We start from the raw sequence: 22,084 nt of genomic DNA on the forward strand, positions 1-22,084 counted from the left end.
ATAGAGCCTATCCACGTGCGTTAAAAATGAGTAAAAACAAGTATCCCATTAAGCCTAAGAAAAATGCCGTTCACACTAAGTGAACGGCATTACGCCAATCGGCGCGTTTTTTAATGTTTAGCAGACGGTGTTAAACAGACTGTTACTGGAACAGCTCTTCTGGCGGTGTTTCGATAAAGATGTCGCTGTCATCTTCGGCGCCAGTGGCGTATTCCTTGGGTTCTGTACCCTGAATAAAGTACTCGAAGTCGCTGGTGTAGTCTGTCTTACGTGACAGCTTGCCGCTATCCAAATCAATACGCACCGAAACGATTCCAGCCGGAGGAATGCTGGGTTCTTCCGGCGTTCCTTCCAGGGCATCGCGCATAAACTCGTTCCAGCCTGGGCCCGCGGTCTTGGCACCGGATTCGGCCCCTGAAATCTGATCTTTGGCGCCGCTGGCATTCCAGGCGGTACGTCCCAGCTCACGGCCATGGTCATCGAAGCCGACCCAGACAGTGGTGGCAAGCTTAGGATTGTAGCCACTGAACCAGGTGTCCCGCGATTCGTTGGTTGTTCCCGTTTTACCGGCTATGTCATGGCGTTTGACCACTCTGGCGGCGCGCCAGGCGGTACCGTTCCAGCCAGTGCCCTTGCTCCAGTTACCGCCACCCCAGATAACACTCTTGAGGGCATCGGTGATCAGGAATGCGGTCTGCTCGCTGATCACTTGCTTGGCGTGACGGGCACTTGGGCTGTCACAGCTGAAAGGATCTTCCTGAACCAGGGGCTGCTGCGGCTCTTGCATAGTCAAATTGGTTATCGCGTTATCCGCCATATCTTCTTCAGGCTTAAGTGGCGCGTCGCAGGCCAGGGCAGGATGAGCCAGCTCAAGGATTTCGCCCTGAGCATTCTGGATCCGTTTGATGAAGTAAGGCTCAACCAGATAACCCCCGTTGGCGAAGGTCGAGAAGGCTGTGACCACCTGCAAAGGTGTTGCCGATGGCGAACCCAGCGCCAGAGACTCGTTGCGGTTGAGCTCTTTGGCATCGAAACCAAATTGCACCAGTTTGTCGATGGCGGCATCCAGTCCAACATAGCGTAGGGTTCTCACCGACATCACGTTGATAGACTGGGCCAGCCCCAGACGCAGCCTGGTGGGGCCGCCGTATACGTCGGGTGAGTTCTTGGGACGCCAAGCCGTACCTTGGCTGAGATCCGGTTTGTTGATAGGCGCGTTGTTGATCAGTGTCGCCAGGGTATAGCCTTTCTCCAGCGCTGCGGCATATAGGAAAGGTTTTATGTTGGAGCCCAACTGACGCTTGGCCTGAGTTACCCGGTTGTACTGGCTCTGACTGAAGCTATAACCACCGACCAGTGCCTGAATTGCACCATCTTTAGGATCTATCGAGACTATGGCGCTGGCAACCTGAGGCACCTGAGCCAATTGCCAGATATCGCCGTTATGACGTACCCAAATCTGCTCGCCTACTTTCAGGAACTGTTCGGCTTTCTTCGGTGGTGCGCTCTGGCGTTTGTCACTGATAAATTTGCGGGCCCATTTGAGGCCATCCCAAGGCAGAGTGAGCTTTTCTCCCGACGCGAGCAGGACCTGTGCCTGCTGTTCCTCTACTTGCAATACGGCGGCAGGCCTGAGCTCTTGAATGGGCATGGTTTTCTTCAGAGTAGCAATCAACTCGCTCTCATCAGGTTGTTTGTCTGTCCATAGAACCGCTTCAGGACCTCGATAGCCATGGCGTTCATCATAGGCGTAGACATTGTTGCGCAGTGCCTTCTGGGCTTTTAACTGCAGTGATGAGTCTATGCTGGTGTAAACATCGTACCCACCGGTATAGGCTTCCTCTTCACCGTATTTTTGCACCATATAATCTCTGGCCATCTCTGAAATATAGGGGGCGTAGAGATCGATTTCGGCGCCATGGTATTTGGCGGTAATAGGTTGAGCACTGGCTTCGTTATATTCACTCTGGGTGATATAGCCGACCTCCAGCATACGGTTGAGCACCAGGTTACGACGGGTCAAAGCTCGGCTGGGGGAGGTGATAGGGTTGAGTGTTGAAGGGGCTTTTGGCAAGCCGGCGATAACTGCCATTTCAGCAAGCGTCAAGTCTTTGACTTCCTTGCCATAATAAACTTGAGCCGCGGCGCCAACCCCGTAGGCCCGCTGTCCAAGATAGATACGGTTGACATAGAGCTCCAGAATCTCATCTTTAGTCAGCAGCTGCTCTATGTGGATAGAGATAAATATCTCTTTGACTTTACGAATAATTGTCTTGTCTCGGGTCAGGAAGAAGTTCCTGGCCACCTGCATGGTAATGGTACTGGCGCCCTGCTTTTTTTCGCCGGTGGCCAGCATAACCAGTGCGGCCCGCGCTACCCCTATGGGATCGACGCCTTTGTGTTCATAAAAACGTGAATCTTCGGTTGCCAGGAAGGCCTGCAATAACGGTTTTGGCACATCGGCCAATTCCAACGGGATCCTGCGCTTTTCACCGAATTGTGAGATCAGCTTGCCGTCACTGGAATAAACCCTTAGTGGCGTTTGCAGTTGCACTGTCTTGAGTGTGGCGACATCCGGGAGTTCGGGGAGGACGTAGAAGTAGGCTCCAACGATAGCTGCAACCCCCAAAAGGGCCAGACTGAATAGAGCTATGAGTATACGTTTTAACCACTTCACGAGATTATTCCAAAACTTGCTGCGGGCACAATAGTATATAAGGCGTTTTGTGCAGGGTGAAGCAAAAAGGCAGCGTCAAAAAATTAGCCGTTGTAATGTGCTCAAACATTTTATACAAAGAGGCGTAACAATTTGAAAATGTGCTACTCTAAAACCTAACAATAACAAAGTGACAAAGGACTATGCTTTCGAATCTATGGAAGCGTCAGGCTCCGCAAATGGTGGGTATTGACATCGGTTCTCACGAGGTCAAGGCAATCCTGCTGGGCAAGACAGGTGATGGTTATAAAATCCAGGCTTATGCCGTAGCTCCTGTTAAAAAAGGGGCCATCAATGATCATGATATTCGCGATCCTGAAGCTGTCATTGAAGCAATGAAACAGCTCAAGAAGCAATTGCCCAAAGCAACTAAATTTGCTTCCGTAGCTGTATCCGGATCAGCCGTAATGACTAAAGTCATCTACATGGATGCCTCTCTGAGTGAGGTGGAAATGGAGGCACAGATTGAGATTGAAGCGGATAACCTTATTCCCTATTCACTTGATGAAGTCAGTATTGATTTTGAGACGCTGAGCGTTAACAAGACAGATCCCAGTAAGGTTGATGTTTTGCTCAGTGCTTGCCGAACCGAAAATATCGATGCCAGAATCGATGCGCTGGACAGTGTTGACCTTGAGCCCAAAGTCGTTGATGTAGAAGGTTATGCTTTAGGCCGTTCCCTTGAATTGGTCTTGGGACAGCTGCCGGACGGCGCGGCAGATCAGGTGGTCGCTTTGGTTGATATCGGTGCCAATATGACAACCTTCGCGGTAGTGGAAAAAGGGGAAACGGCCTTTATCCGCGAGCAAGCATTTGGTGGTGAACTCTTCACTCAATCTATATTGTCTTTTTACGGCATGTCCTATGAACAGGCGGAAAAGGCCAAGATAGAAGGTGATCTACCTCGCAATTATATGTTTGAGGTGTTATCGCCATTCCAAACGCAATTATTGCAACAAATAAAACGCACGCTGCAAATATATTGCACTTCCAGTGGTAAAGATAAAGTCGATCATTTGGTGCTTTGTGGCGGCACTTCCAAATTAGAAGGTATGGCTAATCTTCTGACCAATGAATTAGGTGTTCATACTATAATTGCTGACCCCTTTCAGGGAAGTTTGCATGCAGACGATTCAGTAAAAAATGCCCTGCAACCCCATATCAGTAAATACATGGTGGCCTGCGGCCTGGCGCTGAGGAGTTATGGTCAATGGCGAACATAAATTTATTACCATGGCGCGAAGAAGCCAGGGAAAAACAGAAACGTGACTATATAGGGATTTTGGCTGCTGTTTTTATTGGCGCCGCGTTGTTGGTTTACATGGCACTGAACTTTATCGGTTTGATGACAGAGGACCAACGTCAGCGAAATGCTTATCTTCAATCAGAAATTAGTTTGCTAGACAAGCAGATAGCTGAGATTACCAAGATCAAACAGCGCAAAAAGGATATTGAACGTCGCACCGAGATTATTCTTAACCTGCAACAGGCGCGTAATTTGCCAACCCACGTATTGGATGAGCTGGTACGGGTTATTCCGCCAGGCATCTATCTTTCCAGCATAGAAAAGAAAGGCAGCCTGATCTGGATCGAAGGCCGCAGTGAGTCCAATAACAATGTCGCCAACATGATGCGAAAAATTAAAGCATCAGAGTGGCTTCAGGACCCGAGTATGCAGTCGATAGTTTCTCAGCAGGAAGAACTCAGAGAGCTGCAACGCTTCAGTCTCAAGGTCAGTATTAAGGGAGCAAACCGGCTTGAGGGGACGGCACAGATGGCGAAAGGAGCGGGCAAATGAGTTTCGATTTGAGCCAGTTCAATGACCTGGACATGGAGAATATCGGCGCTTGGCCGACTCAGGTCAAAGCTGTGTTTGCCGGCTTGCTGGCAATTCTGGTGTTCGTTGGTGGCTATTATCTGTTTGTTTCAGATGCCATAGATATTTATCAGTCTGAACAAGTTAAAGAGCAACAACTGCGTGATGATTTCAAGCAAAAGTATCTTTTGGCCGCTAACCTGAAATTATATCGGGAGCAGTTGGTGCAGATGGAAGCGCAATTTGCCGAATTGCTGAAGATGCTGCCATCTGAAAACGAAATGCCGGGTTTACTCGATGACTTGACCTATGTGGCTACAGATGCCGGGTTGAAGATCCAAAGTCTGGATTGGGACGCTGAGATCCAGCGGGACTTCTACATTGAATTCCCGATACGTATGGCCGTGACCGGCGATTATCACCAACTGGGCCACATGGTCGGCGGAGTTGCCAAGCTGCCGCGGATTGTCAGTCTGCATGATTTTGTTATTAAGCGTGACCCATCGGGCATCTTGGCGATGGAGATCCTTGCCAAGACCTACAGATTTAAAGAAGGAACGGAATTACCGCCGGAGAAGGCTAAGGGGAAAGGTAAATGAAACGACTCATTACCCTGACCGCTGCGGTGCTATTGCTGAGTGGCTGTATCGGTGACAGAGCGGATCTTGAGGACTTTGTTACCAGCACCAAGGCCCAGCCGGTTGCTCCAATCCCGCCGCTGAAAGAGCCGCCTCAGTTTGAGCACTTTGATTATCAGGCCGATATGATGCGTAGCCCCTTTGTACCGCCTTCCCGAGAGCTGACGGAAGAGGTGATAGACACCACCAAGGACTGCCTGCAACCGGATCTCAAGCGTCGCAAGGGCCGTCTCGAAACCTATGCTCTGGATAATCTCAAGATGCGAGGCACCTTGAGTGAAGACAAGGTGGTTTGGGCCTTGGTGGAAACGACCGATGGCAATGTCTATCGCATGGGAGTCGGTGAGTATTTGGGACTCTATCATGGCCGGATAGCTAAAGTGTCAGCACAGTATATCGATATCATTGAATTAGTACCGGACGGTTCCGGCTGCTGGACAGAGCGCAACAGCAGCCTGGAATTGACCGGAGAATAACAAGCGAAGGATGAGGGAATAATGGAATCTTCTGCCGCGAATATCACCCTAAAAAATGCAGCCAAATGGATGCAGTATGTCCTGGGCAGCTTACTCATCCTGGGGCTCAGTCCCTATGCTGATGCTTCCAACAAGCTGGTGGATGTTAAGTACCATGCCATTGTGGATCATCAACTGGAATTGGAGTTGGTGTTTGACAAGCCGATATCTGAGCCGGAAATCAATTTGAATGCTGATCCTGCCAGTATCCAATTGGACTTCAGCGACAGTATTTCTGCGCTGGAAAAAGCACAGATCCCTATTAACACTGCCGGGGTTGAGCAGCTGTCCAGCATGCAGGACGGCGACAAGTTGCAACTGGTTTTGGCACTGAAAAAAGTGAAACCTTATCAGGGTAAGGCCGTGGGTAACGTCTATCGTTTGACTGTCAATGATGAAGTCATGGAGCCCCAGAGCAAGGCCAGTAGTCCGTTTGTTAATAGCATAAAAAATATCGATTTCCGTCGCTTGGGGGATAAGGGTGGCGAACTGCTGGTTGAGCTGCGTAACTCATCGGTTGCCGCCAATGTGGAGCAGGTCGGTTCCAGGCTGGAACTGAAGCTGTACAACACAGATATTCCATCTGACATGCTTTATGTTATGGATGTACAAGACTTTGCCACCCCGGTGAAGAGTTTTGAGACCTTCAAAGAGGATCTGACCAGTCGAATCCTGATCGATATCAAGGGCGACTACGAATACAACTACAAACAAGACGGTAATATGTTCACCTTGGCGATGACCGAGGTCGAGCGTGCAGTTCAGTTGGAAGAAGAGAAGAAATACTCGGGCAAGACTCTGTCGCTCAATTTCCAGAATATTTCTGTCAGAACCGTGCTACAGATTATTGCCGATTACAACGACTTCAACCTGGTGACCAGTGATACAGTCGAAGGTAGTATCACCCTGAGACTGGATGACGTACCTTGGGATCAGGCGCTGGATCTTATCCTGCAGACCAAGGGGTTGGATAAGCGAATCGAAGGTAACATTCTTATGGTAGCGCCGGCTGAGGAGCTTGCCATACGTGAAGAAAACCAGCTCAAGAACAAGAAAAAAGTCTCTGAAGAGTTGGCGCCACTTTACTCGGAATATTTGCAGGTGAACTATGCCAAGGCCACCGAGATTGCCAGCTTGTTGAGGGGAGAAGGTTCAAGCCTATTGTCCAAACGTGGCACAGTTGCCGTGGACGAAAGAACCAACACTCTGCTGGTTAAAGACACAGCCGATATTCTGGAAAATGTGCACAAATTGATTGAAGTGCTGGACGTGCCTATTCGTCAGGTGTTGATTGAAAGTCGTATGGTCACGGTTAAGGATGATGTTGCTGAGGATTTGGGTATCCGGTGGGGGATTACAGATCAGCAAGGCAATAAAGGTACCTCGGGTAGTTTGGAAGGCGCTCAGGACATTACCAACGGCACCATTCCATCCATAGGCGATCGTCTCAATGTGAACCTGCCGGCGGCTCCTAGCAATGCTGCCAGCATAGCTTTCCATGTTGCCAAACTGGCCGACGGTACTGTTTTGGATTTGGAATTGAGTGCGCTGGAGCAGGAAAACAAGGGTGAAATTATCGCCAGCCCCAGAATTACCACCTCAAATCAGAAAGCCGCTTATATTGAGCAGGGTGTCGAGATCCCTTATGTGGAATCGGCTTCCAGTGGCGCGGCTACAGTACAGTTCAAGAAAGCGGTATTGTCGCTACGGGTAACACCACAAATTACCCCGGATAATCGTGTGATACTGGATCTGGAAATCACTCAGGATTCCCAAGGTAAGATAGTACAGACTCCGCTGGGAGAAGCTGTTTCCATCGATACCCAGCGCATTGGTACCCAAGTGTTGGTGGACAATGGTGAAACCATAGTGCTGGGGGGGATTTATCAACAGAACTTGATCAGCCGGGTTAGCAAGGTGCCTGTATTGGGGGATATTCCCCTGGTCGGTTTCCTGTTCCGTAATACTTCGGACAAGAATGAGCGCCAGGAGCTGTTGATCTTCGTAACGCCCAAGATAGTAACTGAAGAAATTTAGGGAAGGTGCGAAGTCCTCGTGACGTTCTCTTTTGTAGAGCGTGGTTTGGACTGCAATTGGCGTTCAAGGCATCTGATTGAGGCCATGCCGGGGTCTGCCTAAGTTTTTTCCAAACCTGTAAAACCTCAACCAAAGCCAGTGCCAGTCGCTGGCTTTGATGTTTGGGCGCGGGGAAATTTGGCTTTAATAGTCGGCATTACTTGCCTTGAATGTCCTTAAGCTGAGATAATCCCCGGTCAAGTCTCATAAGAGCAAGGTAACAAATCCCGTCGATTTGATAGTAAGTCGACATTCGGCAAACTTTTCATAAGATTCAGACGTACAAGAAATGGCTGAAAAACGTAATATTTTTCTGGTAGGCCCTATGGGCGCAGGCAAGAGCACCATAGGTCGTCATCTGGCACAAATGCTGCACTTGGAATTCCACGATTCAGATCAAGAGATTGAAAATCGCACCGGCGCTGACATTGCCTGGGTATTTGACGTTGAAGGCGAAGAAGGTTTCCGTCGCCGCGAGGCTCAGGTGATTTCCGATCTGACCGAGAAACAAGGCATAGTTCTGGCAACCGGTGGTGGCTCAGTTCAAAGCAAAGATATCCGCAACTTCCTCTCTGCCCGCGGTATTGTGGTGTATTTGGAAACCACTATCGATAAACAAGTGGCCCGCACTCAGCGCGACAAGCGTCGCCCCTTGCTGCAGGTCGATAACCCTCGTGAAGTGTTGGAAGCACTGGCAGACGTGCGTAATCCTCTCTATGAGGAAATCGCCGATGTTATCGTCAAGACAGACGAACAAAGCGCCAAAGTGGTGGCCAATCAAATCATTGAACAATTAGGTTTCTAGGACGCAAGATGCAACAGATCCGGGTTGATTTAGGTGAACGTAGTTATCCTATCTTCATTGGCCAGGGTCTGTTGGCCCAGAGCGATTGTCTTACGGCGAGCATCTCGGGGAAAAAGGTCCTCATTGTCTCCAATGACACAGTAGCTCCTATGTATCTGCAACCCTTGCAGCGTCTTCTGCTGCCCGCGGCTCAGGTTTTTGCTCATATTTTGCCCGATGGTGAGCAGTTCAAGACATTGGCACAGCTCGAAAGCGTATTTACGGCTTTGCTTGAGCACAACTGCGGTCGTGATGTGGTGCTGGTGGCACTCGGTGGTGGAGTTATTGGTGATATGGTCGGCTTCGCTGCCGCCTGTTATCAGCGGGGCGTGGACTTTATCCAGATCCCCACTACGCTTCTGTCTCAGGTCGATTCCTCTGTGGGCGGCAAAACAGCGGTCAATCATCCGCTGGGCAAGAATATGATAGGCGCTTTTTATCAGCCACAACTTGTGCTGATAGATACCCTGTGCCTGAAGACTCTGCCGGCACGTGAATTTGCCGCCGGTATGGCCGAAGTGATCAAATACGGCATCATTTGGGATGCTGATTTTTTCCTGTGGCTCGAAAACAATGTCGAGTCACTCAAGTCGCAGCAGCCAGAGGCGCTGGCTTATGCTATCCGTCGCTGCTGTGAGATAAAAGCCGAAGTGGTTGCCGAAGATGAGACAGAGCAAGGGGTTCGTGCCCTGTTGAATCTGGGGCATACCTTTGGTCATGCCATTGAGGCCGAAATGGGCTATGGTAATTGGCTTCATGGTGAAGCGGTTGCCGCTGGCACAGTCCTTGCTGCACAAACGGCAAAAGCCATGGAACTGATTGACGAGTCAATTCTCTGTCGCATCAGGGCGCTGCTACAGGCGTTCGACTTACCGATAACTGCACCAGAGTCCATGGATTTTGAAAGCTTTATCAAACATATGCGGCGTGACAAAAAAGTTTTGGCTGGGCAAATTCGCTTGGTTTTGCCCACTGATATGGGGCAGGCCGGTATTTTTGCTCAAGTGCCGGAATCCCTACTTGAACAGGTGATCTGCCGCGCTTGAACCTTGATGGGTGACAATGGTGGCAACCGAAGAACTTCTCCTGCCCTCGCAAGAGGCACTGTTACAAAGATTACAGCATCTGGCCTGTTACGGTCAGCAGCTGGTTTTGTTGCAGGGGCAGGTTGGAGCCGGTAAGACACGGCTGTTGACCGCCTTGGCCAATGTGCTCGATGAGCATAATCTGGCGTTGGTCAGTTGTCCTCAACATGCGGATGCCGCCGAAATAAGGCGCAAGTTGCTGATCCAACTACTGCCCGATCCTCTGTTTGACGACGAACAACCCCTGGCCGATACCCTGCTGCGTTATCTGGGTGAGATGCGCAAGCCTATCCACATTTTGATCGACGATGCCGACAACATGCCGCTGGTGCTCTGGGCCGAGTGTTTGCTATTGACTCAGTTGCAAGCCAGAGGTGAAGCTATCACGCTGACCTGTTCTGTCTCTCCGGAATTTGCCGAGCAGTTACAGCTGCAACTGCCTAAAGCACAGAAACCGCAGGTATTGCCGGTTAAGCTTGAGCCGCTTTCTCTGGCCGAGCGTGAAGGGCTGTATCAAACTTTGTTGACCCGCAGTGCGGTGCATACTTTTACGCCTCGGGCCATAGTGGTCAAGCAATTGGAGCGGCAACAAGGGACACCGGCCGAGGTTTTGGCATTGCTGGAGTTGGCCTTGAACGGTGAGCCGCCGAGACCAAGGGTATTCCCGTGGAAGACCTTACTGATATCGAGCCTTGCTGTGCTGAGTTGTTTGGCACTGCTCTGCTGGTATCTGTTGTGTTCGACCGAGCCTCTGCCCGAACTGACCAAGTCTGCCTTGGTACTGGAACATAGGACAACTCCCTTAAGCCAATTTGCCGAGCGCTGGCTCGATAATGAATCGGAATCGGCCTCGAAAGTTCTCAGCTCGGCTCCTGTATATATTCGTCTTGAACAACCGCGAAGCCAGAGCCTTGTTTCACCAGCGATTGACTCGCAGCAAGACCCGAAATCAGCTCAGAAAACAGAGTCCCAAGCGGATAGTCAGTCGACCCCAGAGCCGGAAACTGGTTCTGAACTGCTCAGCGATGCCAAAGCGGCGCTGGATGTAAAAACCGCTCCTGTTACCCAAAAGCCGCAGGTCAAAGAGGCTGCCTCTGCCTCTATGAATAATGAAGCGCAGGAAACTCAAGCTCAATCTGAGCTTGAACAAGAGCCCATTGCCGGCGTGCTACCGACACAAGGTTACACCTTGCAATTGGTAAGTCTGAAACGCGAGTCTTCACTGACGGCATTTATGATTAAGCTGAAAAAAGTGAAAAATGTCAGAGTGGCCAAACATAAGGATTGGTGGGTGGTATTGGTAGGAGAATATGCCAGCAAGCAAGAGGCCATCGAAGCCGGGAAGGTATTGCAGCTGTCTTTGGACCTGCCTCAACCTTTGATTAAGTCCTGGCAATCACTGCAACACTATCGCTTACAAGCTGGCCTAAGTAACAGTGAAATTTCATCTTAAACCGAGTACAATCCTCACTTTCGTTTTTCCGGGCACCGATCAATTTTAATGAAGAAAAAACAAAGAGCCTTTCTCAAGTGGGCCGGTGGTAAATTTAAACTGGTTGATGCCCTGACTCAGCACTTGCCCAAGGGCGAGCGCCTGGTCGAGCCCTTTGTCGGTGCCGGTTCTGTGTTCCTCAACACAGATTACCCCAGTTACCTGCTGTGCGATATCAATCGTGATCTGATCGATCTCTACTCCATCATTCAGACTCGTCCGGAAGCATACATAGGGGCGGCGGCCGAGTTGTTTGTACCGCAGATGAACGACAAAGAGCAATACTATCTGATCCGAGATAAATTCAACCGTAGTCGCGATCCCTTCGATAGAGCTATCTATTTTCTCTATCTCAATCGTTTTGGTTTTAATGGCTTATGTCGTTACAACCGTAAAGGCTCATTCAATGTGCCCTTCGGTTCCTACAAGAAACCGTATTTCCCCGAGAAGGAAATACGTGGCTTTGCCGTCAAGGCACAAAATGCCGAATTTCGCTGTATTGGCTACGAGCAGGCGTTTGCCCTGGCCCAAAGCGGTGATGTAATTTATTGCGATCCGCCATACGCCCCCCTATCAACCACCGCCAGCTTTACTACTTATGTTGGGGCTGGCTTCTCTTTGGATGATCAGGCGCTGCTGGCCAGGCACTCTCGTCATACCGCCATTGAGCGTGGCATTCCAGTGCTTATCAGCAACCATGATATTCCGCTGACCCGTGAGCTTTATCATGGCTCGAGAATGGAAACGATTCAGGTGCAGCGTAACATCAGCCAGAAGGGCAGCACCAGAACCAAGGTGAATGAACTGATGGCTTTGTACGACGAAACCTATCACAACGAAAACGACTGACGCTTGCTGCCCACGGCAATCAGGCGAGTACTCGATTTACCAGCAGCAATAGTCCAACCACCAAGAATGCTGCCAGCAACACGCCTGTGATTATGTAGGGAAGCGGAGAGGAATTGGCGCTGAAGTCCCTGGCACGATTGGACTCACTCTGCACCCCGAAGAAGGCTGCCAGCGTACTGTAAAGGTAACGCCAGTAGCGGCCAAGCATCTAAAAACCGTTGTTGGAATTTGCCGGGGCGATATCGTCAACCGGTTTGCGTTGATGGCCGTGCAGCAACTCCATCAAGTCGACAAAATGGAACTGACCCGAACGACTCTTGCCGCTGAACCATCCCCTCCAACTCAAGTCATCTTCCTGAGTCGCACAGCGATTATTGGGATGGCTGGAAGGCAGACTGGGATTGTAGTCATTTTCCTGGCTGTAGCTACAGGCCAGATTGTTCGTGGAAGAACCCAGGCTTTGGAAGCCAACGGCAGTCGCTCCCACCACGCCAGCGGCGGCAGCGAGTATGACTGCTGACTTAATGCTGTGTGTGAAAACCTGCGGTTTCTGGTTCATCCTGTTCCATCCCCAAATGTGACATCGGTCGATTATAACAAAGCCGTTGATAAATTGAACAGCTTTTTACCAAGTAACAACCTTATTCCAACTTATGATGCTTTTCAACGGTAGAAATGGGCGCCAGGCTATAGAGCCCGAGCGCCTTGGCGGGTAAAATAGGCGACTTCTTAAACATCCTGTGAGATTGCTATGCGCCCATATCTTATTGCTCCTTCCATTCTGTCTGCCGATTTCGCCCGTCTGGGTGATGATGTTAAAGCCGTATTGGATGCGGGGGCCGACGTGGTTCACTTCGATGTGATGGACAACCATTATGTACCTAACCTGACCATAGGCCCCATGGTCTGTAAGGCGTTACGTGACTATGGCATTACCGCCGAAATCGATGTGCACCTGATGGTGAAGCCGGTTGACCGCATAGTGCCTGATTTTGCCAAGGCGGGGGCTTCTATTATCACTTTCCATCCTGAAGCCAGCGAGCATGTGGACCGCACAGTGCAACTCATCCGTGACCACGGTTGCAAGGCTGGCTTGGTATTCAACCCTGCCACGCCGCTGCACTACCTGGACTATGTGATGGATAAGCTGGATGTGATTTTGCTGATGTCGGTTAACCCTGGCTTTGGTGGCCAGTCATTCATTCCATCGACATTGGACAAACTGGCCGAAGTACGTCGCCGTATTGATGAGAGTGGCCGCGATATCCGTCTGGAGGTCGACGGTGGTGTTAAGGTGGACAATATAGCCGAAATTGCTGCTGCTGGCGCCGACATGTTTGTTGCCGGTTCAGCCATCTTTAGCCAGCCTGACTATAAGGCGGTTATCGACCAAATGCGCAGCGAACTGGCGGGAGTGTAAGTTATGATCGCAAGCAGTATCAGCGCGATCGCCTTTGATTTGGATGGCACTCTGGTTGACAGTGTGCCGGACTTGGCCGCCGCGACCCAAGCGACACTTGCCGATATGGGACTGCGTGGTTGCACTGAAGATCAGGTACGCAGCTGGGTTGGCAATGGCACAGAGATGTTGATGCGCCGCGCGCTGACCTCGAGCCTGGGAGCTGAACCGGATGCCTCTGTCATGGCCGATGCCATGCCGGTATTTATGAAGCATTATGAAGCCTGCCTTGAGCGTTACAGCAAGCTGTATCCCGGGGTTGAGTCTGTGCTCAGAACTCTGCAGCAAAGAGGTTTCAGGCTGGCTGTGGTCACCAACAAGCCTTATCGCTTTACCATCCCCTTATTGCAGGCTTTTGGTATTGAGTCGTTTTTCAGTGAAATTCTCGGCGGAGATTCTCTCACCAAGATGAAGCCGGATCCCTTGCCATTGACTCATCTGCTGGAGAAATGGCAGTTGCAGCCTCAGCAGATGTTGATGGTGGGTGATTCCCGTAACGACGTTCTGGCGGCGAAAGCTGCAGGTATTGCCTCAATCGGCTTGACCTATGGCTACAACTACGGTGAAGATATTGGGCTTTGCGGCCCAGATGCCGTATGCGATCATTTTGAGCAAATTTTGGCGCATTTGCCGCCACAGCAATCGGAGTAATGAAATTCATGAGCAGTCCCAAACCCATAGTATTGAGCGGTGCCCAGCCCTCAGGCGAGTTGACCATAGGTAACTACATGGGTGCCCTGCGTCAGTGGGTAGCCATGCAGGACAGCCATGATTGCCTCTATTGTGTGGTGGATCTGCACGCCATCACAGTGCGCCAGGACCCCAATGCCTTGCGTGAAGCTTGCCTGGACACATTGGCGCTGTACCTTGCCTGTGGTGTCGATCCCAAGAAGAGCACAGTATTCATTCAGTCACAGGTGCCGCAGCACACTCAACTGGGCTGGGTACTGAACTGTTACACCCAGATGGGGGAACTGAGCCGCATGACTCAGTTCAAGGACAAGTCGCAAAAGCACGCCAATAATATCAACGTCGGGTTGTTCGGTTATCCTGTGCTGATGGCGGCCGATATCCTGCTGTACCAGGCCAATGAGATCCCTGTCGGTCAGGATCAGAAACAGCATCTGGAATTGACCCGGGATATCGCCACCCGCTTCAATAACGCTTATGGTGACACCTTCACTGTGCCTGAGCCTTTTATCCCTGAGCTGGGTGCCAAGGTGATGTCGCTGCAGGATCCCACCAAGAAGATGTCCAAGTCAGATGACAACCGCAACAATGTCATCGGCCTGCTGGAAGATCCCAAGGCGGTGATGAAGAAGTTGAAAAAGGCGATGACCGACAGTGACGAGCCACCTGTGGTGCGTTTCGATATAGACAACAAGCCAGGGGTGTCCAATCTGCTGAGCCTGATGTCCGGGGTGACAGGCCAGAGCATAGCCGAACTGGAAGCCGAGTTTGAAGGCAAGATGTACGGCCATTTGAAAGTGGCTGCCGGTGAAGCCGTGGTTGGTATGTTGGAGCCACTGCAACAACGCTTCCGTGAGTTCCGCGAAGACAGAGCCTTCCTGGAGTCTGTGATGAAGCAGGGCGCCGAAAAGGCCCAGGCCCGCGCCGAAGTCACAGTGAAGAAAGTCTATGAGAAGATAGGTTTGCTGGTGTAATTCCGCCAATCTTGAGAGCCGACCTACAAGGTCGGCTTTTTTGTGGCTGCGTTCGAGTTACTGCGGTTGCGGCTGGCTTGCCATCAACATCAGCCAATCGGCAAAGGCCGCAATGGCCGGCTCTTTGAGGCGCCGCTCTTTACAGCAAAAAGTGAATTCAAACCCTGTGTGCACGTCCGGCAGTTCAGCTTCTATCAAACGGCCGCTGGCAATATCATCCTCCACCATAAAGTCTGACGCCAGTGCTATGCCTTGACCGGCAATAGCCGCTTCTATGGCCATCAACACATGGCTGAAAATATGCTGCCTGTGATTGGGGGTCAGAGTTACGGCGTTGGCCTCGGCCCAGCGGTTCCAGTCCAGTCCCAGTGGGCCTTCATCCACGGTCAACAGTGGATACTGCTGCAGACTCTGAATCGTTATTTGTCCGGCTCTGGGCGGTAACTGTGGGCTACAAACCGGAATAAGCCGTTCCTTGTGCAGCACAGTCTGCCAGTATCCCCGTCGTTTGAGACCTCCGCTGATAAAGAGATCGGCTACACTGTCGCTGAGCTCGGGATCTTGGGCCACCATCTCCAGCCTTATCTGTACCTCGGGGTGACGGCGGCGAAAGTCGCTGAGTCTGGGGATCAACCATTTAACCGCAAAAGAGCTGTAAACCGCCAGTTTCAGCTCACGATTGGGCTCGCCGAACAAACGGCCAAGGTCAGCCAGTTCGTTGAATATTCGCTCCAGTTCTTCGTAGAGGATCTCCCCCTTGGGTGACAGTTTAAGGCTGCGCCCCTGACGCAGAAACAGAGGCTCGTCAAAGTGTTCCTCTAACAACCTGACCTGGTGGGATACGGCGCTCTGGGTGATACAAAGCTCTTCGGCAGCGCGGGAAAAATGGCTCTGGCGTGCTGCCGCTTCGAACACCTGCAGCGCTCTCAAAGGGGGAAGTTTTCGCATTGGCGACTCTGTTTTGATATTTAGTATGAATTTAATTCATTTATAGGTAAAAAACATCATTTCAATTTGGTTTTTAACCCGGATATGATGCCGCCGATTGAGAGTCGTTCAGGGTAACCAAGATGCAGAGAACCGTAGCTATCGGTTTGATTTTATTGACCGTAGGAAATCTCTTCAGTGCATTTTATGATGTGTCGGTCAAATGGTTGCCGGATGATGCCAATGCGGCGACCTTTCTGCTGGTGCGCCAGGTAACGGCGGTACTTATGTTGCTGCCTTTATGGATCAAGGCCGGTCGCCCGGGCACCTCTCATTTTAAGCTCCACCTTTGGCGTGCCAACACAGGAGCTGTTGGCGCGCTCTTTTTGATTATTGGCCTGATGGCGCTGCCCTTGGCGACTGTCAGCTCGCTATTCTATTCGGCGCCATTGATGATAATGGTGCTCGGCGCCGTATTTTTGAAGGAAAAGATCACGCCGTTGCAGTGGGGTATTGCCGCGCTGGGATTTGTCGGTATCTTGTTGATCCTAAAACCCAGTGAGCTGGAACTTGCCGGTATCGCTGTGTTGGTTTCGGCCTTTACCTTCTCCTTGAACCAGATGAGTCTGCGAAAGCTGCCCAGTACTGAGGCCGCCAGCCTGACTTTGCTCTGTTACAACCTGCTGAGTCTACCGCTGACTCTGTTGGTGGCGCTGTCGCAGCAATTGGCCGGGCTCAGTTGGCAACTACTTGGGGTGGCGCTGTTATCCAATGCTTTCCTGCTGGCGTATCACTGGTTCTGTGTTCTGGCTTATCGCAGGGCCAAGGCCAGTGAAATTGCCGTGGCTGAATATAGTGGACTGATCTTTATCGTCTTCCTGGGTTGGCTGCTGTTCGATGAGTGGCTGGATACCCTGAGTTGGGTTGGGGCCGCATTGGTGGTGCTGCCAACCTTGTGCCTGCCTGCCATTGCCAAGCTGATGAAAACCCGTGAACTGAAAGCACAAGAGCCGGTATAACCGGCTCTTGTTTGCATAGACGAGGGATTTGGCTGTTAAGGGGTGACGTAGTCGAACACCTTGATCACCTTACGTACCCCCGCGGTATTGCGGGCAATTTCCACTGCCAGATCGGCTTGCTCGCGCTCGACCAAACCCAGCAGAAAGACTTCACCGTTCTCAGTGATCACCTTGATCTTGGTGACATCCAGATTCTTGTCGTTGAGCATCCGTCCCTTGACCTTGGTGGTGATCCAGGTGTCGTTGCTGCGGGTGGTAAAGGATGTCGGGTTACCAATACGGATCTGGTTGTGGATCTTGCCACCCAGTTGCAGCTCTTTGACCAGCCGAATCGCCTTGTCTCTAAGCATGGAGTTGGGCGCCTGACCTATCATCAGTACATTGCCGTTCATACTGACGCCGGTGATATTGGTCTGATTCTTCAGATCCTCCTCCGCGCCCAGTACGCTGGAGATACTAAAATCGGCATTGGTATCATCCAACTGGGTTTTGAGCGAGCGCTCATCGTTGACTACCATGGCGCCGCCGACTGCACCCACCATTACGGCTCCGGCACAGCCGGTCAAACTGGTAAGCAGTAGACACAGGGGCAGCAGACGTCTCATTGATGCTCGTCCTGCGGGAACAGGGTACGGTCAATGTTGTCACACAGGCAGTGGATAACCAGCAGGTGCACTTCCTGAATGCGCGCAGTGACATTGGAAGGAACGCGGATCTCCACATCATTGGTGCTCAGCAATCCGGCCATGGCTCCGCCATCTTTACCCGTGAGCGCCACTATGGTCATATCCCGGCTCAGTGCAGCTTCCATCGCCTTGATAACGTTGCCTGAATTGCCGCTGGTGGAAATGGCCAGCAGTATGTCACCGGGTTGGCCCAGTGCCAGGATCTGCTTGGAAAACACTTCGTCATAGCTGTAATCGTTGGCGATGGCCGTCAGAGTTGAGGTGTCTGTTGTCAGAGCTATGGCCGGCAGCGGTGGACGCTCCACTTCGTAGCGGTTCAGCAGCTCGGCGGAAAAGTGTTGGGCATCACCGGCACTGCCGCCATTACCGCAGGCAAGGATCTTATTGCCACCCAACAGACATTGCACCATCATTTCTGCGGCCTTGGAGATGGACTCAGGCAGCGCCTCTGCGGCGTCAATCTTGGTCTGAATCGACTCGGTGAAGCTGTCTTTGATACGTTCTAACATGGATAAGTCCTTCACTATCAAGTGTTGCTATCATGCCATAGGCCGGTGGCTTTTTTCAGGCATAAAAGTGTAAATTTGTTTCGGGTTAAGCGTTTACTAAAAAGCGTCTTGCAGCCATTTCACCTTGCCGCCATCAATGGCCAGTAGATCGAAGCGACAGGGAGCATTGATCCTGTGTTGCTGCAGATACTGACTGGCGGCCTTGCGAAGCCTGGCAATTTGGGCCTGGCTCAATGACTGCAAAGCGCCACCGAATCGGCTGGGTGAGCGGTATTTTACCTCAACAAACACCCATTGGCTGCCCTGTTTCATCACCAAGTCCAGTTCGCCGAAACTGTAGCGCACATTCTGTTCGACAAAGGTCAGGCCCTGTTGTTCCAGATAACGGCGGGCCAGACGCTCGCCTTCCTGTCCAAGATCCATATGCCGGCTTACAGTGGCCGTAAAACGCCACGTTGGTATTTGGCCCAACTGAGTTGACGATCAATCACCCCATCCGGGCTCACCGTCAACTGGCCGCTGCGGCCATTGTACTGATATCCGGGGAAGGCATGCATCTGAGCCAGACGATTGACCAGCTGCAGGGCATCATAGCCCATCACATACAGGCGTTTTTGGGCGTTGCCCCAGGTGGGCCACAACTTGTTGACCACCTCGGTTTCTTCACTGGGCTGCAGTAACCAGGGGATATCACTGATGGTGATATTGTTCAGTTCAATCGCGGTTTGCTTGGCATTGTCTTCCTGACGGGCGCGGCTGCTGGTATACAGTGGCACCTGCTCGGCAAAGACACTGAAATTGACATCGATAAAGGGTTTAAGCAGCGGCAAGTCCTGAATGCCGGAGATCATATAGATGGCATCGATATCGGTACGGGAGCGGAAGTCGGCCTTCACCTTGCTGCCGAGCAGTGCCTTGATGGCCTGGATCCGCGCCTTGCTGTCCGTTACGCCGAGGGCGCTTTCCACGGTTTCGCGCATCTTGTCGCCGTTGTCATAGAAGTGGACTTCGGCATCACTGTCGGTCAGTTCCATCCAGGTTTGTTTAAAGCTCTGGGCCATACGTTGCCCCACTGCATCATTGCTGGCAAGCAGCAGTGGCACTTGTATGCCATCCTGATACATGCGTCTGGCAGCATCGCTCGCTTCCTGAGTGGGAGACAGGGCAAAGTAGTACTTATTCTGTTGCGGCGCCAGCTTATCTATTTGGTTGAGAAACAGTTGTGGCGGCGTGTTTGCCCCGGCAGCTTGCTGGGCCGCCATCACCTGTTCCACTTCGTTTTGCAGCAGTGGGCCAATCACAAATTCGGCGCCGCTCTGCAGCGCTTGCTGATAGGCCTTATCGGCACCTTGGGCCGTGTCGAAGAAGTTAAGGCTGACATTGCTGTCCGGTTCACTCAGATAACTGGCCAGTATGCCCTGACGCACTGTATTGGCGACCCCGGCTCTTGGGCCCGAAAGTGGCAGCAGCACGGCGATATTGCTCGGTCTGTAAGGCTTGGCGCTGAGCGCCAGTTGCAGATCCGAAGGCAACTGCACCGCGGCGGGATGATAAGGATTACGTTTCTGCCAATCACTCAACTGGCGGATCAGGCTTGAGGGATCCACCGCGTAGTGCTTGGCCAGATAAGCCAGCTGTAGCCAACCAGTAAATACGGCATCGCTCTCTTGAGCGGCAAAGCTCTGCAGGGTTTCTTCCTGCAGTGGCTTGAGCAATTGCCAGATCTGGTCGTTAACCTCGCCGGTTGCCTTTACCGGCAGATACTGACTGAGCTGACTCAGCTCACGCACTTGCTCCACGGGTTGCTGGTTGGCAGCAAACAGCCGGGCACGGGCCTGGTGATAACTGGCCCATTGCCAATCGGGTAGTTGCCAATTACCGGGATAATTCAAGGTGTTCAGCGCTTCGGCACTCTTGCCGGTCAGCTCTTGCAGGCGGGCGCTGAGAAAGCGGTGCTCGGCCTGGATTTCATCCACCGGGCTCAGCCCGGCCTGCATTGAACGCAGAATATCTGCAGCGGCATCTGTATCCCCTTGCTTGAGGTAAGCATTGGCGGCCAACAGCAGATAACGCTCGCGGTTTTCCTTGTTGGGCGCCTTGGCGGCAAATGCCAAATACTCGGCCGGGGCTTGCGGGGCGCTGACCAGAGAAACGACGGCCAGCTGTTCTTTGTCTGCCGATGGTGTGCTGCCACAGCCCCACAGGCTGGCAAGCAGAATCGCAGCAGAAATGTATTTAACTCTATTCAGGCTTTTTAACACAGGGCTTCACTCTGGTAAGATGCTGGCTCTAGTTTAACCTTCAATTGTGCCTGACGAAAGTCTCGGCACTTTCATCTCCGAGGTAGTTATGGACCTGTCGGTCGCGCTGTATATAGTTCCCACTCCCATAGGCAATCTGGGGGACTTGAGCCCCAGGGCTCTGGAAGTACTGAATCGGGTGGCGTTGATCGCCTGTGAAGACACTCGCCACAGCGGTAAATTGCTGAGTCACTTCGGCATAGACACCCGCACGACAGCGCTACATGACCACAATGAACGTGCCCGGGCGCAGTGGATTGTCGAACGCCTCGGCGAAGGTGAATCCATAGCGCTGATCAGCGATGCCGGCACGCCGCTGATTTCCGATCCCGGCTATCACCTGGTATCCCATGTGCGCGCCGCCGGTTATCCGGTGATCCCGCTGCCCGGCCCTTGCGCCGCCATTGCCGCGCTGTCGGCATCTGGCTTGCCCTCGGATCGTTTTTCGTTTGAAGGCTTTTTGCCGGCCAAAGACAAAGGGCGCCAGGATAAACTGCTGGCACTGAGAGAAGACCCGCGCACCCTGATTTTCTATGAGTCTCCCCACAGAATTCTGCCCAGCCTCAAGTCGCTGGTGGAGGTCCTGGGGCCGGATAGGCAGATGGTGATGGCGCGGGAACTGACCAAGACCTTTGAAACCTTCCTCTGCGGCACCACGGCCGAAGTGCTGGCGCAGGTAGAAGCCGATGCCAACCAGCAGCGCGGTGAAATCGTGCTTATGCTGCACGGTTTTGTCAGTGAAGAAGCCGACGAAACGCCCGCCGCGGCGCTGGATACCCTCAAACTACTCTGTGATGAATTACCGCTGAAGAAGGCGGCCGCCATTGCGGCACAGATCCATGGGTTGAAGAAAAACGCTCTCTATAAAAAAGGGCTGGAGCTGGGCTGGTAAGGAAATGCCTTGGTGTGAAGCCCGCTATGGGCTATAATCCGCGCCGAGTTGGCCGGGCAGTCGCTGCGTTCGCAAGAACGGGGAGGAAAGTCCGGGCTCCATAGAGCAGGGTGCCAGATAACGTCTGGGCGGCGTGAGCCGACGACCAGTGCAACAGAGAGTAGACCGCCTGCCTTCGGGCCGGTAAGGGTGAAAGGGTGCGGTAAGAGCGCACCGCGCGGCTGGTAACAGTTCGCGGCACGGTAAACTCCACCCGGAGCAAGATCAAATAGGGTTCCACTATTCTTCGGAATTAATGCGTGGCTCGCGTTGGAACCGGGTAGATTGCTTGAGCCTGTGAGCGATTGCAGGCCTAGAGGAATGACTGCCGCTCCTTCGGGAGAACAGGACCCGGCTTATAGGCCAACTCACCAAATAAAACGAGGCCGCCCGTGTTATCACGGGCGGCCTTTTGCTTTTCTACTCGAGTGGAGTGTTCATGGCTTGGGCTTGCTCAGGTTGCCTGATCTGCCCCGATAGTTTTGGACACCACGCTAAGCGAGTAAAATCGTTTAACGAGGTGAACAATGACATCAAAGACCAAACGACAAACCTATA

At 52.1% G+C, this 22,084-nt stretch carries 22 protein-coding genes and 1 other RNA gene; 15 read left to right on the top strand and 8 right to left on the bottom strand.

Annotation, left to right across the window (positions count from 1 at the left end; translation table 11 throughout):
* Positions 1–142: 142 nt before the first annotated feature.
* Positions 143–2,677, bottom strand: a complete 2,535-nt coding sequence (locus tag ACMHXE_RS08565; protein WP_101057339.1) for a penicillin-binding protein 1A — start codon at positions 2,675–2,677, stop codon at positions 143–145.
* Positions 2,678–2,859: 182 nt separating this feature from the next.
* Between ACMHXE_RS08565 and ACMHXE_RS08570 the strand changes: the two genes are divergently transcribed.
* The 9 genes from ACMHXE_RS08570 to ACMHXE_RS08610 all read left to right on the top strand — a co-directional run bounded on the left by ACMHXE_RS08570 (position 2,860) and on the right by ACMHXE_RS08610 (position 12,031).
* Positions 2,860–3,939, top strand: a complete 1,080-nt coding sequence (locus ACMHXE_RS08570) for a pilus assembly protein PilM (RefSeq protein WP_101057337.1) — start codon at positions 2,860–2,862, stop codon at positions 3,937–3,939.
* Positions 3,927–4,514, top strand: coding sequence for a PilN domain-containing protein (locus ACMHXE_RS08575; protein WP_039035982.1), 588 nt, complete (start codon positions 3,927–3,929; stop codon positions 4,512–4,514). The genes ACMHXE_RS08570 and ACMHXE_RS08575 overlap by 13 nt, the downstream gene beginning before the upstream one ends.
* The gene (locus tag ACMHXE_RS08580) at positions 4,511–5,131 is read left to right on the top strand and encodes a type 4a pilus biogenesis protein PilO (protein WP_039035983.1); all 621 of its coding nucleotides are present in this window, start codon (positions 4,511–4,513) and stop codon (positions 5,129–5,131) included. The genes ACMHXE_RS08575 and ACMHXE_RS08580 overlap by 4 nt, the downstream gene beginning before the upstream one ends.
* Positions 5,128–5,646 (top strand): pilus assembly protein PilP, encoded by a 519-nt coding sequence (locus tag ACMHXE_RS08585; protein WP_039035984.1) that lies wholly within the window; start codon positions 5,128–5,130, stop codon positions 5,644–5,646. Before ACMHXE_RS08580 ends, ACMHXE_RS08585 begins: the two co-directional genes overlap by 4 nt.
* Positions 5,647–5,715: 69 nt before the next feature.
* Positions 5,716–7,722 carry a type IV pilus secretin PilQ gene (locus ACMHXE_RS08590; protein ID WP_373296865.1) on the top strand — a complete coding sequence of 669 codons (2,007 nt, stop codon included), beginning with the start codon at positions 5,716–5,718 and terminating at the stop codon, positions 7,720–7,722.
* Between the two features lie 328 nt (positions 7,723–8,050).
* Positions 8,051–8,566 carry a shikimate kinase AroK gene (aroK, locus tag ACMHXE_RS08595; RefSeq protein WP_025011596.1) on the top strand — a complete coding sequence of 172 codons (516 nt, stop codon included), beginning with the start codon at positions 8,051–8,053 and terminating at the stop codon, positions 8,564–8,566.
* Between the two features lie 8 nt (positions 8,567–8,574).
* Positions 8,575–9,651: a 3-dehydroquinate synthase gene (gene aroB, locus ACMHXE_RS08600; RefSeq protein WP_101057333.1), complete on the top strand. Its 1,077-nt coding sequence runs from the start codon at positions 8,575–8,577 to the stop codon at positions 9,649–9,651.
* 16 nt (positions 9,652–9,667) lie between these two features.
* Positions 9,668–11,143 carry an AAA family ATPase gene (locus tag ACMHXE_RS08605; RefSeq protein WP_413731994.1) on the top strand — a complete coding sequence of 492 codons (1,476 nt, stop codon included), beginning with the start codon at positions 9,668–9,670 and terminating at the stop codon, positions 11,141–11,143.
* Between the two features lie 48 nt (positions 11,144–11,191).
* Complete coding sequence (locus ACMHXE_RS08610) at positions 11,192–12,031, top strand: Dam family site-specific DNA-(adenine-N6)-methyltransferase (protein ID WP_101057329.1); 840 nt, start codon at positions 11,192–11,194, stop codon at positions 12,029–12,031.
* 19 nt (positions 12,032–12,050) lie between these two features.
* Here ACMHXE_RS08610 and ACMHXE_RS08615 read toward each other — a convergent pair whose 3' ends face one another.
* Entirely contained in the window at positions 12,051–12,239 is a 189-nt protein-coding gene (locus ACMHXE_RS08615) for a DUF2970 domain-containing protein (RefSeq protein ID WP_101057327.1), read from the bottom strand.
* Positions 12,240–12,590 carry a hypothetical protein gene (locus tag ACMHXE_RS08620; RefSeq protein WP_101057325.1) on the bottom strand — a complete coding sequence of 117 codons (351 nt, stop codon included), beginning with the start codon at positions 12,588–12,590 and terminating at the stop codon, positions 12,240–12,242.
* Positions 12,591–12,782: 192 nt separating this feature from the next.
* Here ACMHXE_RS08620 and rpe point away from each other — a divergent pair, with 192 nt between their 5' ends.
* The 3 genes from rpe to trpS are packed head-to-tail and all read left to right on the top strand — an operon-like array spanning position 12,783 to position 15,154.
* The gene (gene rpe, locus ACMHXE_RS08625; protein WP_039035991.1) at positions 12,783–13,451 is read left to right on the top strand and encodes a ribulose-phosphate 3-epimerase; all 669 of its coding nucleotides are present in this window, start codon (positions 12,783–12,785) and stop codon (positions 13,449–13,451) included.
* 3 nt (positions 13,452–13,454) lie between these two features.
* Positions 13,455–14,141, top strand: a complete 687-nt coding sequence (locus tag ACMHXE_RS08630) for a phosphoglycolate phosphatase (RefSeq protein WP_283103281.1) — start codon at positions 13,455–13,457, stop codon at positions 14,139–14,141.
* A gap of 8 nt (positions 14,142–14,149) precedes the next feature.
* On the top strand, positions 14,150–15,154 hold the full coding sequence (gene trpS, locus ACMHXE_RS08635; protein WP_025011602.1) for a tryptophan--tRNA ligase: 1,005 nt from the start codon (positions 14,150–14,152) through the stop codon (positions 15,152–15,154).
* Between the two features lie 57 nt (positions 15,155–15,211).
* Here the strand turns inward: trpS and ACMHXE_RS08640 are convergent, their stop codons facing one another.
* Positions 15,212–16,102 carry a LysR substrate-binding domain-containing protein gene (locus ACMHXE_RS08640; protein ID WP_101057323.1) on the bottom strand — a complete coding sequence of 297 codons (891 nt, stop codon included), beginning with the start codon at positions 16,100–16,102 and terminating at the stop codon, positions 15,212–15,214.
* Positions 16,103–16,224: 122 nt separating this feature from the next.
* Between ACMHXE_RS08640 and ACMHXE_RS08645 the strand changes: the two genes are divergently transcribed.
* Complete coding sequence (locus ACMHXE_RS08645; RefSeq protein ID WP_101057321.1) at positions 16,225–17,100, top strand: DMT family transporter; 876 nt, start codon at positions 16,225–16,227, stop codon at positions 17,098–17,100.
* Between the two features lie 35 nt (positions 17,101–17,135).
* Here the strand turns inward: ACMHXE_RS08645 and ACMHXE_RS08650 are convergent, their stop codons facing one another.
* The 4 genes from ACMHXE_RS08650 to ACMHXE_RS08665 all read right to left on the bottom strand — a co-directional run bounded on the left by ACMHXE_RS08650 (position 17,136) and on the right by ACMHXE_RS08665 (position 20,556).
* Positions 17,136–17,705 carry a BON domain-containing protein gene (locus tag ACMHXE_RS08650; RefSeq protein ID WP_101057319.1) on the bottom strand — a complete coding sequence of 190 codons (570 nt, stop codon included), beginning with the start codon at positions 17,703–17,705 and terminating at the stop codon, positions 17,136–17,138.
* The gene (locus tag ACMHXE_RS08655; protein WP_039035996.1) at positions 17,702–18,295 is read right to left on the bottom strand and encodes a phosphoheptose isomerase; all 594 of its coding nucleotides are present in this window, start codon (positions 18,293–18,295) and stop codon (positions 17,702–17,704) included. Before ACMHXE_RS08655 ends, ACMHXE_RS08650 begins: the two co-directional genes overlap by 4 nt.
* A 96-nt stretch (positions 18,296–18,391) precedes the next feature.
* The gene (locus tag ACMHXE_RS08660) at positions 18,392–18,718 is read right to left on the bottom strand and encodes a YraN family protein (protein ID WP_101057317.1); all 327 of its coding nucleotides are present in this window, start codon (positions 18,716–18,718) and stop codon (positions 18,392–18,394) included.
* Between the two features lie 8 nt (positions 18,719–18,726).
* On the bottom strand, positions 18,727–20,556 hold the full coding sequence (locus ACMHXE_RS08665) for a penicillin-binding protein activator (protein ID WP_101057315.1): 1,830 nt from the start codon (positions 20,554–20,556) through the stop codon (positions 18,727–18,729).
* An 88-nt stretch (positions 20,557–20,644) separates the two neighbouring features.
* On the opposite strand from ACMHXE_RS08665, the gene rsmI reads away from it, so the two are divergent.
* Both rsmI and rnpB read left to right on the top strand, forming a co-directional pair.
* Positions 20,645–21,487 carry a 16S rRNA (cytidine(1402)-2'-O)-methyltransferase gene (gene rsmI / locus ACMHXE_RS08670; RefSeq protein WP_101057313.1) on the top strand — a complete coding sequence of 281 codons (843 nt, stop codon included), beginning with the start codon at positions 20,645–20,647 and terminating at the stop codon, positions 21,485–21,487.
* Between the two features lie 44 nt (positions 21,488–21,531).
* Positions 21,532–21,901: RNase P RNA component class A (gene rnpB / locus ACMHXE_RS08675), an RNA gene on the top strand.
* Positions 21,902–22,084: the final 183 nt, after the last annotated feature.

Origin of the sequence: Shewanella sp. BJSY2023SW007 (assembly GCF_047314525.1) — a bacterium.
In the GTDB taxonomy this organism is placed as follows: domain Bacteria; phylum Pseudomonadota; class Gammaproteobacteria; order Enterobacterales; family Shewanellaceae; genus Shewanella; species Shewanella chilikensis.

Excerpts from the sequence above, each read along its gene's own strand:
- aroK (WP_025011596.1), top strand. The coding sequence starts at position 8,051 with ATGGCTGAAAAACGTAATATTTTTCTGGTAGGCCCTATGGGCGCAGGC.
- rpe (WP_039035991.1), top strand. The coding sequence starts at position 12,783 with ATGCGCCCATATCTTATTGCTCCTTCCATTCTGTCTGCCGATTTCGCC.
- ACMHXE_RS08590 (WP_373296865.1), top strand. The coding sequence starts at position 5,716 with ATGCAGTATGTCCTGGGCAGCTTACTCATCCTGGGGCTCAGTCCCTAT.
- ACMHXE_RS08585 (WP_039035984.1), top strand. The coding sequence starts at position 5,128 with ATGAAACGACTCATTACCCTGACCGCTGCGGTGCTATTGCTGAGTGGC.
- ACMHXE_RS08645 (WP_101057321.1), top strand. The coding sequence starts at position 16,225 with ATGCAGAGAACCGTAGCTATCGGTTTGATTTTATTGACCGTAGGAAAT.
- ACMHXE_RS08620 (WP_101057325.1), bottom strand. The coding sequence starts at position 12,590 with ATGAACCAGAAACCGCAGGTTTTCACACACAGCATTAAGTCAGCAGTC.
- ACMHXE_RS08610 (WP_101057329.1), top strand. The coding sequence starts at position 11,192 with ATGAAGAAAAAACAAAGAGCCTTTCTCAAGTGGGCCGGTGGTAAATTT.
- ACMHXE_RS08660 (WP_101057317.1), bottom strand. The coding sequence starts at position 18,718 with ATGGATCTTGGACAGGAAGGCGAGCGTCTGGCCCGCCGTTATCTGGAA.
- ACMHXE_RS08615 (WP_101057327.1), bottom strand. The coding sequence starts at position 12,239 with ATGCTTGGCCGCTACTGGCGTTACCTTTACAGTACGCTGGCAGCCTTC.
- ACMHXE_RS08580 (WP_039035983.1), top strand. The coding sequence starts at position 4,511 with ATGAGTTTCGATTTGAGCCAGTTCAATGACCTGGACATGGAGAATATC.
- ACMHXE_RS08575 (WP_039035982.1), top strand. The coding sequence starts at position 3,927 with ATGGCGAACATAAATTTATTACCATGGCGCGAAGAAGCCAGGGAAAAA.
- ACMHXE_RS08655 (WP_039035996.1), bottom strand. The coding sequence starts at position 18,295 with ATGTTAGAACGTATCAAAGACAGCTTCACCGAGTCGATTCAGACCAAG.
- ACMHXE_RS08605 (WP_413731994.1), top strand. The coding sequence starts at position 9,668 with ATGGTGGCAACCGAAGAACTTCTCCTGCCCTCGCAAGAGGCACTGTTA.
- aroB (WP_101057333.1), top strand. The coding sequence starts at position 8,575 with ATGCAACAGATCCGGGTTGATTTAGGTGAACGTAGTTATCCTATCTTC.
- ACMHXE_RS08650 (WP_101057319.1), bottom strand. The coding sequence starts at position 17,705 with ATGAGACGTCTGCTGCCCCTGTGTCTACTGCTTACCAGTTTGACCGGC.
- ACMHXE_RS08570 (WP_101057337.1), top strand. The coding sequence starts at position 2,860 with ATGCTTTCGAATCTATGGAAGCGTCAGGCTCCGCAAATGGTGGGTATT.
- rsmI (WP_101057313.1), top strand. The coding sequence starts at position 20,645 with ATGGACCTGTCGGTCGCGCTGTATATAGTTCCCACTCCCATAGGCAAT.
- ACMHXE_RS08630 (WP_283103281.1), top strand. The coding sequence starts at position 13,455 with ATGATCGCAAGCAGTATCAGCGCGATCGCCTTTGATTTGGATGGCACT.
- ACMHXE_RS08640 (WP_101057323.1), bottom strand. The coding sequence starts at position 16,102 with ATGCGAAAACTTCCCCCTTTGAGAGCGCTGCAGGTGTTCGAAGCGGCA.
- trpS (WP_025011602.1), top strand. The coding sequence starts at position 14,150 with ATGAGCAGTCCCAAACCCATAGTATTGAGCGGTGCCCAGCCCTCAGGC.